General features: G+C 70.3%; 13 protein-coding genes and 4 pseudogenes. 7 read left to right on the top strand and 10 right to left on the bottom strand.

Annotated elements, in window-relative coordinates:
* The first annotated feature begins 94 nt into the window (after positions 1 to 94).
* The 3 genes and pseudogenes from OG568_RS61825 (at position 95) to OG568_RS61835 (ending at position 1,291) form a co-directional block, all read left to right on the top strand.
* Positions 95 to 379, top strand: a complete 285-nt coding sequence (locus tag OG568_RS61825; protein ID WP_443077928.1) for a transposase — start codon at positions 95 to 97, stop codon at positions 377 to 379.
* A 91-nt stretch (positions 380 to 470) separates the two neighbouring features.
* Positions 471 to 680 (top strand): annotated as a pseudogene (locus OG568_RS61830) (IS3 family transposase); the annotation flags it as partial.
* Between the two features lie 62 nt (positions 681 to 742).
* Complete coding sequence (locus tag OG568_RS61835) at positions 743 to 1,291, top strand: transposase (RefSeq protein WP_443077973.1); 549 nt, start codon at positions 743 to 745, stop codon at positions 1,289 to 1,291.
* On the opposite strand, the gene OG568_RS51845 is transcribed toward OG568_RS61835, so the two are convergent.
* From OG568_RS51845 to OG568_RS51880, 8 genes and pseudogenes are all read right to left on the bottom strand, one after another.
* Positions 1,246 to 1,917: a TetR/AcrR family transcriptional regulator gene (locus OG568_RS51845; protein WP_329537067.1), complete on the bottom strand. Its 672-nt coding sequence runs from the start codon at positions 1,915 to 1,917 to the stop codon at positions 1,246 to 1,248. The genes OG568_RS61835 and OG568_RS51845 overlap by 46 nt on opposite strands.
* On the bottom strand, positions 1,884 to 3,890 hold the full coding sequence (locus tag OG568_RS51850) for a CocE/NonD family hydrolase (protein ID WP_329537068.1): 2,007 nt from the start codon (positions 3,888 to 3,890) through the stop codon (positions 1,884 to 1,886). The genes OG568_RS51845 and OG568_RS51850 overlap by 34 nt, the downstream gene beginning before the upstream one ends.
* Positions 3,887 to 5,614 carry an ABC transporter ATP-binding protein gene (locus OG568_RS51855; RefSeq protein ID WP_329537069.1) on the bottom strand — a complete coding sequence of 576 codons (1,728 nt, stop codon included), beginning with the start codon at positions 5,612 to 5,614 and terminating at the stop codon, positions 3,887 to 3,889. Before OG568_RS51855 ends, OG568_RS51850 begins: the two co-directional genes overlap by 4 nt.
* Positions 5,614 to 6,507 carry an ABC transporter permease gene (locus OG568_RS51860; RefSeq protein WP_329537070.1) on the bottom strand — a complete coding sequence of 298 codons (894 nt, stop codon included), beginning with the start codon at positions 6,505 to 6,507 and terminating at the stop codon, positions 5,614 to 5,616. The genes OG568_RS51855 and OG568_RS51860 overlap by 1 nt, the downstream gene beginning before the upstream one ends.
* Entirely contained in the window at positions 6,504 to 7,460 is a 957-nt protein-coding gene (locus OG568_RS51865; RefSeq protein WP_266593461.1) for an ABC transporter permease, read from the bottom strand. The genes OG568_RS51860 and OG568_RS51865 overlap by 4 nt, the downstream gene beginning before the upstream one ends.
* 3 nt (positions 7,461 to 7,463) lie before the next feature.
* Entirely contained in the window at positions 7,464 to 9,038 is a 1,575-nt protein-coding gene (locus tag OG568_RS51870; protein WP_329537071.1) for an ABC transporter substrate-binding protein, read from the bottom strand.
* A 341-nt stretch (positions 9,039 to 9,379) separates the two neighbouring features.
* Positions 9,380 to 10,091 (bottom strand): annotated as a pseudogene (locus OG568_RS51875) (IS6 family transposase).
* 130 nt (positions 10,092 to 10,221) lie between these two features.
* Complete coding sequence (locus OG568_RS51880) at positions 10,222 to 11,109, bottom strand: SCO6745 family protein (RefSeq protein ID WP_329537072.1); 888 nt, start codon at positions 11,107 to 11,109, stop codon at positions 10,222 to 10,224.
* Positions 11,110 to 11,392: 283 nt separating this feature from the next.
* Here OG568_RS51880 and OG568_RS51885 point away from each other — a divergent pair, with 283 nt between their 5' ends.
* From OG568_RS51885 to OG568_RS51895, 3 genes and pseudogenes are all read left to right on the top strand, one after another.
* A complete protein-coding gene (locus OG568_RS51885) occupies positions 11,393 to 11,731 on the top strand; it encodes an RHS repeat-associated core domain-containing protein (RefSeq protein WP_329537073.1) in 339 nt (112 codons plus the stop codon).
* A 48-nt stretch (positions 11,732 to 11,779) separates the two neighbouring features.
* Positions 11,780 to 12,091, top strand: coding sequence for a hypothetical protein (locus tag OG568_RS51890; RefSeq protein ID WP_329538331.1), 312 nt, complete (start codon positions 11,780 to 11,782; stop codon positions 12,089 to 12,091).
* A 30-nt stretch (positions 12,092 to 12,121) separates the two neighbouring features.
* Positions 12,122 to 12,352: pseudogene (locus OG568_RS51895) on the top strand (polymorphic toxin type 44 domain-containing protein); the annotation flags it as partial.
* Positions 12,353 to 12,472: 120 nt separating this feature from the next.
* Here OG568_RS51895 and OG568_RS51900 read toward each other — a convergent pair.
* Positions 12,473 to 12,592: pseudogene (locus tag OG568_RS51900) on the bottom strand (hypothetical protein); the annotation flags it as partial.
* 989 nt (positions 12,593 to 13,581) lie between these two features.
* Here OG568_RS51900 and OG568_RS51905 point away from each other — a divergent pair.
* On the top strand, positions 13,582 to 14,277 hold the full coding sequence (locus OG568_RS51905; RefSeq protein ID WP_329537074.1) for a phosphatase PAP2 family protein: 696 nt from the start codon (positions 13,582 to 13,584) through the stop codon (positions 14,275 to 14,277).
* A gap of 12 nt (positions 14,278 to 14,289) precedes the next feature.
* Here the strand turns inward: OG568_RS51905 and OG568_RS51910 are convergent, their stop codons facing one another.
* Complete coding sequence (locus tag OG568_RS51910) at positions 14,290 to 15,624, bottom strand: glutamate-1-semialdehyde 2,1-aminomutase (RefSeq protein WP_329537075.1); 1,335 nt, start codon at positions 15,622 to 15,624, stop codon at positions 14,290 to 14,292.
* Between the last annotated feature and the right edge of the window lie 2 nt (positions 15,625 to 15,626).

Here is a 15,626-nt window from a genome sequence, read left to right on the forward strand (position 1 = left end):
GTGACGGTGAAGCCGGGGATGACGGTGGCGGGCCCTCCACCTTGATCGTGGACACCTCGACACTGGATCTTGAGTCCAGGGAGAGGAGTCCCGGGTGGGGACCTACAAGTACTCGGCGGAGTTCCGGGCCGACGCGGTGGCGTTGGCCCGTTCGTCGGGCCGGCCCGTCTCGCGTATCGCCGCCGAGCTGGGTGTGAATCACGAGACGCTGCGGCAGTGGACCAAGACGGCGGAGAAGGCCGAGCGGCCCGAGGCAGTTGCGGAGTCGGCGAAGGACGCGCAGATCACGGCCTTGCGCAAGCAGGTGCGCGAGCTGGAGATGGAACGTGACATCCTGCGCCGGGCGGCCAAGTATTTTGCGGGCGAGACGAACGGGTGAGCCGCTTCGAGTTCGTTGCCGACCACCGCGGCGCCTTCGGCGTGAAGCGGCTGTGCACCGTGTTGAATTGGTCGAGGTCCGCGTTCTACCGGTGGCTGAGGACCGCCCCCGCCCGCGCCGCGAAACAGGCCGCGGACGCTGCACTCACCCGGCGGATGCGCAAGGTCCACACGGAGTCCACACGGAGTCCGGAAGGACGTACGGGGCCAAGCGGATCACCGCCGGGCTTCGCGCGGGCGGTGTGGTCGTCAACCGCAAACGCGTCGAACGGCTCACGCGCCAACACGCCATCCAGGGGCGGAGGCTGAAGCATCGACACCGCACCACCATTCCGGACCCCGCCGCCCAGGCGGTGCCGATCTGCTGCGGCGCAACCTCACCGCATCCGCCCCCAACCAGGTCTGGGTCGGCGACATCACCTATCTGCCCATCGCCGACGGGAAACTCCTGTATCCGGCCACCGTCATCGACGTGTACTCCCGTCGCCTACGGGGCTGGTCGATGGCTGATCACATGCGGGCCGAACCCGTCACCGACGCGCTCAAGGCGGCCGTCCGCACTCGCGGCGGCCGGGTGGACGACGTCATCTTCCACAGCGATCACGGGGCTCAATACGGGTCGAAGGCGTTCGCCGACGCCTGCCACCGGGCCGGGATCCGCCGGTCCACGGGAGCGGTCGGCACCTCGGCGGACAACGCCGCCGCGGAGTCGTTCTTCGCCTCGCTCAAGCGGGAGATCCTGCCCGACCGGCGCAGTCGGCCGACCGAACCAGCCGCCCGGCTCGCAGTCTTCAGTCAACGTGACAGCGCCTGCGAGGGTCCTCCTGTTCGGTGCCGGGCACCATTGTGCGGGGCCCGGCGACCGTCTCACGAGCGCCGTCGGAGTTCCGTTTCGATCAGGCGGTTGAGGTGACGACGCGCGTCCTCGGTGCTCAGCGGGGGTGCCTGCCGTAGCCGTTGCAGGGCGAGGCCGTCGGCGAGGGCGGCGAAGCGGACCGTGAAGCCGCCCAGGTCGTCGGAGCTGAACTCCCCTTCGTCGACGCCGCGTTCGGCCAGTTCGCGGATCTGGGCGTGCCAGGCCTCGTAGCGCTCGGCCTGGCCGCGGGCGAAGGCCTGGTCCGGGTCCTGGTCGCCCGCGTTCCAGTAGTCGAACCACATCCGCCAGTGCCGGTCGGTGTCCTCGGTGAACAGCGCGTCGACGAGCATCCGCAGCGCCTCGGCCGCGCCGGCCGCCTGCGCGGCGGCCTCGCTGAGCGCCGCGTAGTACCGCTCGATGTGCAGCACCATCGCCTCGGAGAGGATCTCCTGCACGCTCCCGAAGTGGTACGTGACCGTGCCGACGGACACCCCGGCCGCGGCGGCTACGTCACGCACCCCCACCGACGCAGAGCCGCGCTCGGCGATCAGCGGCACGGCGGCCTCCACGATGAGGCGGCGGCGTACCTCGGTGGGCTGGCGGGTGCGGTCGGCGGCGGCGACGGCACGGCGAGGGGTCCTGGCGGCCTTCATGCCGACGTCCTCGGGGTGGTGCGGTGCCATGCGCGCTTGGCCACTGTCTCTCCGTTCGCCCGTGCCTCGATGCGGCTGTCCATGATGAAGTCCGCGGCCGTGGCGCGCAGCTCGGTCCGCGTCACGATCTCCGCGTCCTCATCCTCCCCGCGCGTCAGCCGGATCGTCCATTCGGACACAGCCGACGCGGAGAGCGGGTCGTCGCGGCGGATGCGGTAGGTCTCCCGGGCGCTCTCCTCGTAGCGCAGTCCGTCCGGATACGTCCGCGATCCCCCGTAGTTGGGGTCGACCTCCAGGGTCCACTCTCCCGTCGCCACGTCGTGGGTGACCAGCCGCTCGGGCCGCGGTTCGGCGGGCAGGTCGTAGGTCACCGGGAGCGGGGGTGCCTGCTCGGGTTCCGCGAAGCGGATCGGCGGCTCGTCCACCGGTTCCCGCACGGGAAGCGACAGCGAGCTCCGCGCCGGTACGACGCTCAGTTCGCCGCGTTCACCGTGCGGCCACACCCACGGCCAGTAGGCGTCGGAGACGGCGACGCGGATGCGGTGGCCGGGCGGGAAGGCGTACCCGATGCCGTTGAGCTCGAACTCGACGTCCTCGTACGTCCCCGGCGTCCACTCCACGGCCTGGTCGCGCCCGTGCCGGGAGAGCAGGTTCAGCACGCCCCGGGTGACCAGTGTGGACGAGCCGTCGGGGGCGACATCGCAGAGGCGGGCGACGACGTTGGCGCGCGGGGTCGCGCTGTCGAGCCGGAGCCGGACGCGCGGGCGACCGAGAATCTCGACGCGCTCCGTGAGCGGCGCCGAGTCGAAGCACACCGACCTGCCGTCCTCCTCCCGCTGGTCGGGCGGCAGATCGCTCGCGTTGCCGAAGGGGAAGAAGCGGCCCGCGTCGAGGCCGGTGTGCTGGGGCGACCGTACGAGGACGGGGTCCTCGCCCGTCCCGAGGGGCCGCTCGTCCCAAGTGGTCGACGGGGAGGGCCAGTCGGCGTCACCGACCCAGCGTCCCGGCATGACGTCGTACGAAGTGGCGGGCGGGACCGGGTCGTTGATCCAGGCGCGGAGCAGCGGCTCCCGCATGACGCCCGTGTCGATGCCCTTCAGGTGCTGGTCCCACCAGCGCAGGGTCTCCTGGAGGAAGCCGATCGCGGGGCCCGGGGGCAGCCCGCGGTCCGGATACTGGTGCGACCAGGGACCGATCAGCCCCCGTACGCGGTCGCCCGGCAGATACTCCACCAGCCGCAGCACGGTGTCGCGGTAGGGGTCGTGCCAGCCGCCGACCGCGAGAACGGCCGCGTCGATGGCGTCGTAGTCCTCGCAGACGCTGCCGTGCCGCCAGTAGTCGTCGCGCTGCTGGTGGGCGAGCCAGGTGTGCAGGAAGGGTTCGAGGGCTTCCAGGCGCTCGCGCCACATGGGCAGCAGGCGGTCGTGGCCGACGCTCGCCGGGTCCGGCGGGCGGGAGGCGAACGCGAGCATGGTGCCGGCCCAGGCGAGCATGTCGATGCCGAGCAGGGCGCCGCCCGTGTAGTGCACGTCGTTGTCGTAGCGGTCGTCCGTCGAGCAGACGGTGACGATCGCCTTCAGCGGCTCGGGTGCGAGAGCGGCGATCTGCAGGGAGTTGAAACCGCCCCACGAGATGCCGAACATGCCCACCTTGCCGGTGCACCAGGACTGCGCGGCCAGCCAGTTGACGACATCGACGCCGTCGGCGAGTTCCTGTACGTCGTACTCGTCACCGGGTGTGCCCTCGCTGTCGCCGTGGCCGCGGATGTCGACGCGGACGGAGGCGTAGCCGTGCCCGGCGTACCAGGGGTGGCGCTGGGCGTCCCGGGGCGCGGTCCAGTCGCTCTTGCGGTACGGGAGGTATTCGAGGAGCGCGGGAACGGGGTCGGATTCCGCGTCGGCCGGACGCCAGACGCGGGCGTGCAGGCGGGTGTTCCCGTCCCGGGTGGGGATCCAGACGTCCTCACGGACGACCTGGCGCTCGAACTGCTCGCGGTACTTCACGAAACTCCTTCCGCCACAGGGGCGTTGAGGGGACGCCAGCGTCGGACGCGGTGGCCGTCGCCGTGATCGGTCCAGACGTCGTCCCCGTCCGCCGCGTCGGCCCAGTCGAGGGTGTCCTCGACGTAGGGCTGTGCGTCGGGGTCGGGTTCGAGGGCGGCGGCCATCAGTCGGCGGGTGTAGGGATGCCGGGGGTCGGCGAACACGGCTTCCGTCGGGCCCTCCTCCACGACGACGCCGTGGCGCAGGACGACGACCCGGTCCGCGATGCCCCGTACGACGGCCAGATCGTGACTGATGAACAGACAGGCCAGTTCGCGTTCCCGACGGAGGTCGTCAAGGAGCCGCAGGACGTCGGCCTGCACAGACACATCCAGGGCGGTGGTGATCTCGTCGGCGATGAGGACGTCCGGCTCGCCCGCCAGCGCTCTGGCGATGCCGATGCGCTGCCGTTGGCCGCCGGACAGCTGCGCGGGCAGGCGGTCGGCGAGGGCCGGGTCGAGCCGTACATCGGCGATCAGGCGGCGGGCCCGCTCGGCCGCCTCCGGGCGGTCGGCCGCCGTGCCGAAGAAGCGCAGGGGGTGCCGGACCGCATCGCCCACGGAGCGACGGGGGTTCAGCGAGGTGTCCGCGTTCTGGAAGACGAGCTGCACCCGGCGCCGCAGGGACAGCGGCCGTTGCCGCGCCGGCCGGTCCAGGTCGCCCGCCTCGTGTCGCATCGTGCCGCCGGACGGTGTGCGCAGGCCCGCCAACGTCCAGGCGAGCGTGGACTTGCCGCTGCCCGACTCGCCGACGAGGGCGAGGACCTCGCCGCGCCGGACGTCGAAGGAGACTCCGTGCACGGCCCGGGTGCCGCCGTAGTCGATGGTGACGTCCTGGGCGGACACGGCGACGGGGGCGTCGGCAGGCACCTCGGCCTTGGGTCTGACCTCCCGCTCCCCCGACTCGCCCACGATCGCGAGCCCGGCGTCGTCGAGGCGCGGCACGCTCGCCAACAGGCGTCGGGTGTAGAGGTCTTGGGGCTGCGCGAAGAGCCGCCTGGTGGGCGCCGATTCCACCACCCGCCCTGACCGCAGGACGGTCACCTCGTCGGCCATGTGCGCGACGACCCCGAGGTCGTGGCTCACCAGCACGGCGGCGAGCCCGAGTTCGTCGCGCAGGGCGGCGATCAGGTCGAGGACACCGCGCTGGGTGACGACGTCCAGGCCGGTCGTCGGCTCGTCGAGGACCAGTACCTTGGGGCGGGCCGCGACGGCCATGGCTATGGCGACGCGCTGCTGCTGACCGCCTGACAGCTCGTGCGGATAGCGGCGGGCCAGTTCGGCGGGGCGGGGCAGCCGGACCTGTTCGAGCAGCTCCATCACCGGTACGTCACCGCCGGCCTCCGCTATCTGCCGCCCGATCCGCATGGACGGCGTCAGCGCGTGCCCCGCGTTCTGGGCGACCATGGCGACGGTGCCGCCACGCAGTCGGCGCAACTCCCCTGCGGGCAGGGCGAACACGTCCTGTCCGTCGACGAGCACCGAGCCCCCGGTGATCCGGGACCCGTGCCGCAGATGCCCGAGGAGGGTCGCGGCGACGGTCGACTTCCCGCTGCCGGACTCGCCCACGAGAGCGTGAGTCCGCCCCTCGGCGACGTTCAGCGACACCTCGTGCACGACGGGCACGTCACGGCCACCCGAACGGTAGGCCACGGACAGGGAGTTCACGGACACGATCGAGGTCATCAGGAGCCCTCCCTGATCCGGTCGACGCCCCACGCCTTGGACAGGCCGTCGGCGGCGAGGTTGAGCCCGACCACGAGCGTGGCCAGGGCGATGATCGGCGCGAGGCTCGCCATCGGGACGACGGTGATGGCGGTGCGGTTCTCGGCGACCATCAGTCCCCAGTCGGGGGTGGGCGGATCTGCGCCGAAGCCGAGGAAGGAGAGGGAGCTGATGAGCAGCACGACCCATGACGCCCGCATCGCGAACTCCACGCACACGACGTCCGTGATGTTCGGAAGGACTTCGCGCCGCAGGATCGACCAGGTGCCCTCGCCCCGGGCCCGGGCCGCGGTGACGTAGTCGGCGGGCACCACGGCGAGTGCCGCGCCCCGCACGACCCGTACGACCTGGGGCACGTACACCACCGCGATCGCGAGGACGATGACCGCCGGGCCGGTGCCCAGCGCCGTGACGACGACGAGCAGGGCCAGGATCGACGGCACCGCGAGGACCGCGTCCAGCACCCGGCCCAGCACGTCGTCGAACCAGCCGCCGCGCAGCGCCGCCGCACAGCCCACGACCGTGCCGAGGGCGACGGTCACCACGGTCGCGGCGACGGAGACGCCGAGCGCGTACCTGCCGCCGTACAGCACCCGGGCGAGGACGTCGCGCCCGTACTGGTCCGTGCCCGCCCAGTGGTTCCAGCCGGGACCGAGCAGAGCGTGCGAGGAGTCGTTGGCGATGGGGTCGTAGGAGGTCAGGAGCGGCGCGAGCAGGGCGATGAGGATATGGACGGCGACGATCGCGAGGCCGATCACGGCCGCGCGAGAGGAACGCACGGCGCGCCAGGCGCGGGCGGCGCGCGCCGGAGCGGTCGCGGGCGGGGCCGCCGGGGCGGTGTCGAGCGTGGTCATCGGGTCCTCCCGCGCGTACGGAGCTTGGGGTTGAGGGCCATGGCGCCGAGGTCGGCGGCAAGGTTGCAGACGACGTACACGACGGCGCTGATGAGGGCGATGGCCTGGATGACGGGCAGGTCGCGGTTCTGCACGGAGGAGAGCATCAGCTTGCCGATGCCCGGGTAGTTGAAGACGTTCTCGACGACGGCAACCCCGCCGGCCAGCCAGGCCACGTTCAGCGCGATGACGTGCAGGGTCGGCAGCATCGCGCTGGGCAGGGCGTGCCGGGTGACGACCCGCCAGGTCGACAGGCCCTTGAGGCGGGCGGTGGTGACGTACTCGCTCGCCATCACGTCGATGACGGAGGTCCGGGCCATCCGCACGATGTACGCGGCCATCACCACGGCGAGAGCGAGTGCGGGCAGCCAGACGGCGGGCAGGAGTTGGCCGACGCTCGCGTCAGGGCCGTAGAGCACGACCGCGGGGAACCACGGCAGCGCGACGGAGAAGCAGAGCACCAGCACCGTGGCGACCACGAATTCGGGGACGCTCATGCCGACGAGGCTGACGGTCGAGATGAGGTGGTCGGGCCAGCGGTCGCGGTACAGGCCCGCGAGGATGCCGAGCACGATCGAACCGGTGACCGCGAACAGGACGGTGATCAGGGCGATCAGCGCGGAGTTCCCGAGGTACATGGAGACTTCGCCGCCGACCGCCTTCCCGGAGACCAGGGAGGTGCCGAAGTCGCCGTGCAGGGCGCCGCGCACCCAGTCGGCGTACCGCTCCCAGGCGGGCCGGTCGAGCCTCAGCTTCCCGCGCAGGGCGGCGACGGCGTCCGGGGTGGCGTCCTTGCCGAGGACCTGGGTGGCCACGTCGCCGGGCAGGGCCTGGACGGCGAGGAAGACGAGGACGGAGGAGAGGAAGAGGGTGCCGAGGGCGGCGGCCACCCTGCGGGCTATGAAGGAGACCACTGCTCAGGCTCCCTTCAGGCCGATGCCGAGGTAGTCGAACTCGAAGCCGTGCTCGGCGTATCCACGCACCTTCCGTGACAGGCCGACGAGCCGGTCGGCGAACATCGGGGTCATCGCCCCGCCCTTCTCGACGACGAAGGTCTGTGCCTCGCCGTACAGTTCGCGCCGCCGCCGGTCGTCCGTCTCCCGTCGCGCCCGGTCGAGCAGGGCGTCGAAGTCCTTGTCGGACCAGGCAGTCTCGTTGTACGAGGAGCCGCCGCGGAAGACCTGCGTGAAGAGCTGGTCGACGGGTCTGCCGGTGTACCAGTAGGTCGCCATGAGCGGCTTCTTCATCCAGATCTGGGTGTAGTACGAGTCCGCCGCGGCCGTCTTGACCTTGATCCGGATGCCCGCGCGTTTGGCCGAGTCCTGGTAGGCGAGCGCCATCGGCGTGAAGATCGGGTCGTAGGAGGAGGTGTAGAGGTCCATCGCGAGGCCCTCGTGCCCGGCCTGCTTCAGCAGGTACCTGGCCTTCTCCGGGTCGTGCGCGGGGTGCACGGCGATGTACGCGGGGTCGCTGGGCGGCACGGGGTTGTCCCAGCCGGCGGTGCCCGCGCCCTGGAGGGCAACCTTCACCACGTGCTCGGGGTCGTAGGCGAGCTTCATCGCCTGCCGCACCCGTACGTCCGTGAAGGGCTTCTCCGTGGTGAGCATGGGGAGCACGTACCACTGGGCGTTCTTCACGCGGGCGACGGTGGCCCGGCTGGAGGCGGCGACCACCCGGGCGGTCGCGAAGTCCAGATTGGTCTGGGAGAGCAGATCGACCTGTCCCGCCAGCAGGGCGTTCGAGCGGGCGGACATGTCGGCGACGGAGTAGAAGGCGATCGCGTCGAGGACGGGGCGGCCCTGCCAGTGGTCCGTGTACGCGGTGACACGGCCGGGTCCCGCCGGGGCGAAGGACTCCAGCTTGAAGGGTCCCGTGCCGATGCCCGTCCGCCCGATGGAACGGGCGCTTCCGTCGGGGACTACATAGCAGTTGTAGTGCGTGAGCAGGCTCGGGAACTCCGCGTTGGGGGTCTTCAGCGGCACGACGAGGGTGTGCTCGTCGGGTGTGCGGAGTGTCTTGGGGTCGATCAGCGGGGCGAGGACGGCGGCCTGGGGCGAGGCGGTCGCCTTGTCCAGGATGTGGCGCAGGGTGTAGGCGGCGTCGGCGGCGGTGAGCCGCCGGCCGTCGTGGAAGGTGACGCCCTCGCGGATGCGGAAGGTCCAGGTGCGGGCCTGGGCGTCGGGCTCCCAGGACTCGGCGAGGTCGGGGGCGAGGTCGCCGTTCGCGTCGACACGCACGAGCCGGTTGTAGAGGGCGCCGAGGTATTCGTACGCGGAGAGGGCGCTGGCCGGATCGAGCGTCTCGGCCTCGGAGGCGGGCGGCCGGGCGATACGGAGGGTGCCGCCGCGGTCGGGGGCGCCCTTCTTCGCCGCCGCGGGCAGCACGGGTGCGGCGGCGGCACCCGTACAGCCGGTGAGCAGCCAGGACGCACCGAGTGCCGCGGCACCCGCGGCGAGGACCGATCGCCGTCCCGGGTGGTGGATGTCGGACATGGACCGACCGTCCTTCTCGCTATTCGTTCAGCGGAACGATTGAGTGAAGTGCGTGAACGATAACGAGGGGATGGTTCCGCGCCAACCCTTGGAACCTGGAAATTAACCTTGGAAACCCACTCGTTACGGGGTGGGTGAGGATGTTGAGTCTGCAGACTCGTGTTCCGTCGCAGCAAAGGTCGAGCGTTCGTCGCCCGGGGTCATTGCACGATCGAGATCTGTCCGGGTTCGTCATGTGAGGCCGAGGGTTCGTAGGAGCCGGAGGGGTCTTGTCAACTTGGTGGGGTTCGAAGTGTGTTGGGGCTTGACGGGGCGAAGGGAGCCGTCGGCCGGTGCTGTGGTCAGGGTGCCGCGGGTACGCCTGTGATCTTGTTCCAGATCGTGAAGCGGAGGGTCATCTCGGCGCGGTGGTCGGGCGCGGTCAGAAGGGGGCGGCGGGGCCGGAAGTGTGGCGAGACGGCGCTGAACACCGAGAGGAATTTCTGGGCGCCGGCGGGTGAGCGGAAGCCCTTCATGGGGCGTTCGCGCCGGCGGGTCGGCTGGTGGGAGTTCTCCGCGCGGTTGTTCAGGTACGTGGACTGCCGGTGCCCGACGGAGCGCATCAGCTCGCGGTGGGCGACGCTGTAGCCGCGGAGCTTGTCGGTGACCAGCGCCCGCGGCACCCGGCACTGCTTCTTCATCAGCTTGGCCATGAACCGCCTGGCCGCCTTGGCGTCGCGCCTGCTCTGGACAAGGACGTCCAGCACGTTGCCGTCCTGGCCGACCGCGCGCCACAGCTACCGCCGCGCGCCGTTGATCTCTACGAACACCTCGTCCAGCTGCCACTTGTCACCGGCCCGGGGCTTTCGGCGGCGCAGCCCGGCCGCGTACGCGATTCCGAACTCGGTGCACCACTGGCGGATCGTCTCGCAGGAGACGATCACCCCGCGGGCGAGCACGAGCTCCTCAACCTCGCGGAAGCTCAGCGGGAAGCGGTGATACAGCCACACGCAAGTACGCGATGATCTCCGCCGGGTACCGGAACCCCTCATACGACGGCGACCCCGCGTCCAAGACTGCCCTCCCCGCGATCACAACCCCAAGATCATCCCAGATCTCAGCCAAGTTGACGACGCCCCTCGGCTGCTTCGGGGGTCGTCGAGATGGACCCGCCGTCGAGAATTCCCGACCTCGCTCTCTTCTCTCATGCGCTCTCTTCGCTGAGGCGGTCGACTGCCCACGGCAGGAGCTCCTTGGCCACCGCAAGGCTGAACGGCCTCACCAGCGAACGAAGTTCGGCGCAGGCGGCAGGACCGAGCGTGATGTAAGGGAGGGCGGCCAGCCTGTCGGTGGTGTGCTCGATCTCCGCCCTGCGCCGCGTACCGTCCTCGGTCAAGGCCAGGTCGGGTCCGTCGTCGAGCCATCCACGCTCATGCAGGTTCTGCACGGCCTGTCCCCACTGCTCCGGCGTCCATGCCCGCGAGTCGCGCAGCACCCCTGCGTCGATGTCGCCTGTGGCGGCGTGCGTGACGAGAGCCTCGAGCCCGCTCAGTCCGCCAGTCAGTAGTGCCGCCACGTGACCGTCGCCACGGAACTCCCGCAGCAGAGTCTGCGCGTGCCAGAGCACGAGGTGGGGTGCGCTCGGCCACGGCAGTGCGGCGTGCGCGGCGAAGAGGGGGCGGCCTTGTGGATGGCGCACGGCCACTTCAGCCGCGGTACGGGCCAATTCCGCTGCGCGGGCCAGCGCCGGTGAGGAGACGTCCGCGCCGAGGATGCGGCGGAGCGTGGCATCGATCCCGGTGAGCCGGGCGACGGCGAACCGCTGCGGCGTGGCGGCTTCCCATGCCGCGGGTATGGCTCGGCGCACCAGTTGGGGATTGAAGTTGTAGAACGTGGCGATGACCAGATCCGCCGGGGCGGCGCCGAGCGCGGCGGAGCGGGACGCGAAGTACCCCGTCCTGGCGTCCACGCCCAACTCGGCGTACTGGCCTGCGGCTTCGGGCGAGAAGTAGACAGCCCCGTGGTAGGGCTCGAGAGTTCTCCAGGTCCGGCGCGCGAGGGCCAGGCTGTCGCGGTCCGTGTTCTGCGTCATGAGGGGCTCTCCGTCCTGTGGCGGATGAAACGTTGCTGTTCATCGAGCACACGACGGCGCGTGGGGCACACTCAGGCGTACCGTCTGGTCGGTACGTTATCGGAGAGCGGCGCCGGCGACTACTGCTCTGCAACCAGTTCTCTCCTGACCAAGGTACGCGTGCACCCGCGGCACGCGACCACGTTGGTGCGGGCCCCGCTGGTGCTGACGCACCACCAGGTGGCTCGGTGACCGATGATCTCCCCGCAATGATCACCGTGATGAGCTGCGCGAGCACCCGACCGTGGACGCCACCGCACAGGCCGTCACCAGCCGCTATACCAAGCCCTTCGGCGAAACCCGCGGCGCGGCACCGTCGGCCTGGCCCGACGACAAGGGCTTCCTCGGCAAACCCACCGACACCGACACCGGCCTCACCCACATAGGCGCCCGCGAGTACGACCCGGCAACCGGACGCTTCCTCTCCGTCGACCCCGTCCTCGCCCCCGACAACCACGAATCCCTCAACGGCTACGCCTACGCCAACAACACCCCCGTCACCCTCACCGACCCCACCGGACTCCGCCCCGACGGCATGTGTGGCGGTGCCTCGAGCTCCTGCAACGGTGGTACCGAGACCTGAACCAAGAGCAGGAACGGCTGGGACTGGTCGTACACGAAGACCTACACGGTGCCCGTGTACCTCGGCGGCTTCAGCCCCGTCTGCGGGGTCTTCACCATCACCGTCAAGAACGATGACGGGAAGATCTCTCACAAGGCCACCTACAAGAAGGGCCCCGAGCCCAAGCCTGACCTGAACAAGGGGAAGGACCTGTTCTCCGAGATGGAGATCTACATATGCGACGAACTGACACACAACGCACGGTCCGACGAGGTGAATACGATCCAAGGGCTACTGCGACCGGGAGCCTGGTACGACGGACTGACCGGACGCGACCGGGGGCGCGCCATGTGCGAAGCCCTGTCCCTGTGGGGCTCCTAGGTCTGTCCCGAGGTCTGCGAGTGGGACCACAAGCCCAAGCTGGACAAGAAGTTCAACCTTTCCGAGGAGAGCTACTTCATCAACGTTCCGGGCACTGACTACAAGGTCTTCTGCGACATGTGGTCGAACGTCCACTACGGCTACGTCGGCCGGGTCGCCGACTTCGACGCCAAGACGCTCATCAAAGGGGCCTCCGTCTCCGACCCCATCCTCGTCGGACAGGACGACACTGGAGACCACATGACGATGCAGACCGGAATCGACCTCTTCGAGGAGCACGGCCTCGACCTGACCAGGGAACAGTTCCACGTCGCGGTGATCGACACGATCGTCCAGCTCCCTGAAGTTCGCCTCGACTTCGCGAAAGTCGGCCAGCAGCCCGTGCGCCGTCGCCGTCACCTGCTGGTAGCAGTCCCGCAGCGCTGCGCTGTTCAGGACGTCCGCCTCGCCGGTGCCGAGTCGGAAGCGGCGAGCCGGAGCACAGCAAGCTCCGTCGAACACCGCACGGCGCAACTCGTCGCCACAGACAGAACCCCCGTCGGCACCAGCCGGCGGGGTTCCTCACCACTCGCACGCTCTCACGCACATCTCACCAAGAGCATCGACGCGCCTGGACCACTAGGACCTGACCTGGCTTACACGGCTCACGTGGACCACCTGGACCGCACAAGACGCTACCTGCAACCTGTGCCATGTGGGACCGTCATAGCTCACGACGGACGGCCACCACCGCACCCGGCCACGGCGAGCGGATTATCGCTCTACGCCAGCAGCGTGCGGGATTCGGCGTACAGGGCGGTATCGGCCGATGGCTATGTCACACCAGAGTGCGAGCGGACGCAGTAGGCGGCCCCCCTTGTCGGCTCCGACCGCTGCGTGGCACCGAGCGGCCACCCAGTCCGAGGGACCGTATCGGTCAAGATCCGGACCATTCCCGGGCCAGCAATCCTGCCAAAGCCGAGACGGGCACTGTTTGCGCTGGTCAGCGATGCGCTGCCTCTGTACCACCAGCAGACGAAGAACCTGCTGGTGTCGTACTCGGCGCAGAAGCTCGGCTTCTTCTAGAGCCTCAAGTCGGTTGCCTGGAGGGGAACTTTGCCCCTCCAGGCGCCTCAGGCTCGAAGTCACCGTCCGCGAACATCCGCTACGAAACAGGGCGCAGCTCACAGTCCGAGACTGTCCGACGGCGGTTTGCCACGACCGGATCGCGGTTAGGGTGCTGACGGCTCCCGCGGAGGCGTACGGGCCAGGAGCGGGTGTCCGCGGTGCGGTCATGGTCGCTGGAGAATGAATCGGACACGACGGGGGCTCGCGTTGGATCACCTGGCAGGAGAGGACCTGGAAGTCGGCCCGGCCCAGTTCGCACTTGACGGGTTCATCATCTTGCTCGGTCCAGCCGCGCAGCCCGTACAGGCTGACGATCCCGGCCATGCCGACGAGCGGCATCGGAACAAAGTCACTATCGCAGGCCGACCGGACGCGGTGAACGTGTGACCGGCCGACCGGTGCTCGCGGTGCTGCCCCCGTCGCTGCGCCCGCGGCTCGCGCTGATCGCGGTCCTCGCCGCGCTGGTGGTCGTCGCGCTCGGGGTCCTGTACGCCGGCCACAGCGAGCCCGGCGCGGTGGACAGGTGGATCATCCGGCCGACGGCGGACACCCTGCGGCCGCCGTGGCGGCACGTCGCCCTGGCCCTGGACTTCCTGGGGGAACCCGTGGGAGCGGCGACGCTGGTCCTGGCCGCCGTGACGGGCTGCCTGCTGCTTCGGCGTCCACGCGCGGCGGTGCTCGTCGTCGCCGGCGTCGCCGTGACCGTGGGGACGGCGACGCTGCTCAAGCATCTGGTGGGACGCACCATCCACGGTGACAACCTGTCCTACCCGAGCGGGCACACCGCCTTCGCCACCGCGCTCGCCCTCATGGCGGCGCTGCTCGCGACCCGCCGGCTCGGCCTCGGCAGGACGGCCGGCACGTCACTCGTGCTCGCCTCGGCGCTGGTGGCCGGCGCCGCCATGGGATGGGCGCAGGTCGGCCTGGGCGCGCACTATCCGACCGACGTGCTCGGCGGCTGGTGCACGGCGCTGGCGGTCATTCCGGCGACCGCGTGGCTGGTCGACCGGACGGCCGACCGGCTGGGCGATCGGTCGGCCGGTCGAACGGCCGATGCCGGTCGGCGGGAGCGCCGCTGACGTCACATCACGTCACGCCAGACGGCGGAACACGGGCTTCACCGGCCGCCCGGCTAGCCAGGGGGTGGGGTCGGCGGCGTCCAGCGCCTTCCGGTACACCGCACATGCCTGGGCCACCACGTCGACGGTGCGGTCGATGTCCGCGTCGTCGAGTGCGCTGCTCACCACGAAGGACGGGGCCAGGACCCCGCCCGCGAGGAGCCGGCGCAGGAACAGGGTGCGGTACTGCTGCGACGGCTGCCGGTTCTCGTCGAGGGTGGCGAAGACCAGGTTGCTGGCCCGGCCCTGGACGACAACGTGGTCGCCGACGCCCATGCCGGCCGCCGCGTCGCGGACACCGGCGGCCAGCCGCTCGCCGAGGGCGTGCAGCCGCGCGGTGATGCCCTCCTCGACGTAGGTGGTCTGCACGGCCATCGCGGCTGCCAGGGAGTGCGTTTCCGCACCGTGCGTGGTGGACAACAGGAACACCCGGTCGCCGGAGTGACGCAGTCCGCCCTGCTCCATCAGGTCGCGGCGCCCGGCCAGCGCGGAGACAGCGAATCCGTTGCCCAGCGCCTTGCCGAACGTGGAGAGGTCGGGGACGACGCCGTACAGGCCCTGGGCGCCCGCCTCGGACCAGCGGAAACCGGTGATCATCTCGTCGAAGATCAGTACGCAGCCGTGCCGGTCGGCCAGCTCGCGCAGGCCGGCGAGGTACCCGGGCGGCGGCTCGGTGTGGGTGGCGGGTTCCAGGATCAGGCAGGCGATCTCGTCCGGGTACCGGGTGAGCAGCTCCTCCGTGGCGGCCAGGTCTCCGTAGGGGAACGCCACGGTGAGCTCGTTGGTCGCCGCCGGAATGCCGGCGGACATCGGTGTGGTGCCGATGAACCAGTCGTCGACGGAGAAGAACGGATGGTCGGCGCAGAGGGCCACCCGCGGGCGCCCGGTGGCGGCGCGGGCGAGCCGCACCGCGGCGGTGGTGGCGTCGGAGCCGTTCTTCGCGAACTTCACCATCTCCGCGGTCGGCACTGTGGCCAGGAAACGTTCTGCGGCCTCGACCTCCACGATGGACGGCCGGACGAAGTTGCTGCCGCGGTCGAGTTCCCGCCGCACCGCCTCGACCACGCGTGGGTGGGTGTGGCCGAGGCTGACCGACCGCAGGCCGGAGCCGTACTCGATGTAGCGGTTGCCGTCGATGTCCCACACGTGGGCACCGCGGCCGTGGCTGATGACCGGGGCCAGGTTCTCGGGGTACTGGTCGTCGCCCTTGGCATAGGTGTGCGCGCCCCCCGGGATCATGGCGTGCAGCCGCTCGTTCGCCTTCCGCGAGCGGGGCAGGAGGAGTTCTTGGGTGTCTTCGGTGGGCACGC

The sequence above is a fragment of the Streptomyces sp. NBC_01450 genome (genome assembly GCF_036227505.1).
GTDB lineage: Bacteria > Actinomycetota > Actinomycetes > Streptomycetales > Streptomycetaceae > Streptomyces.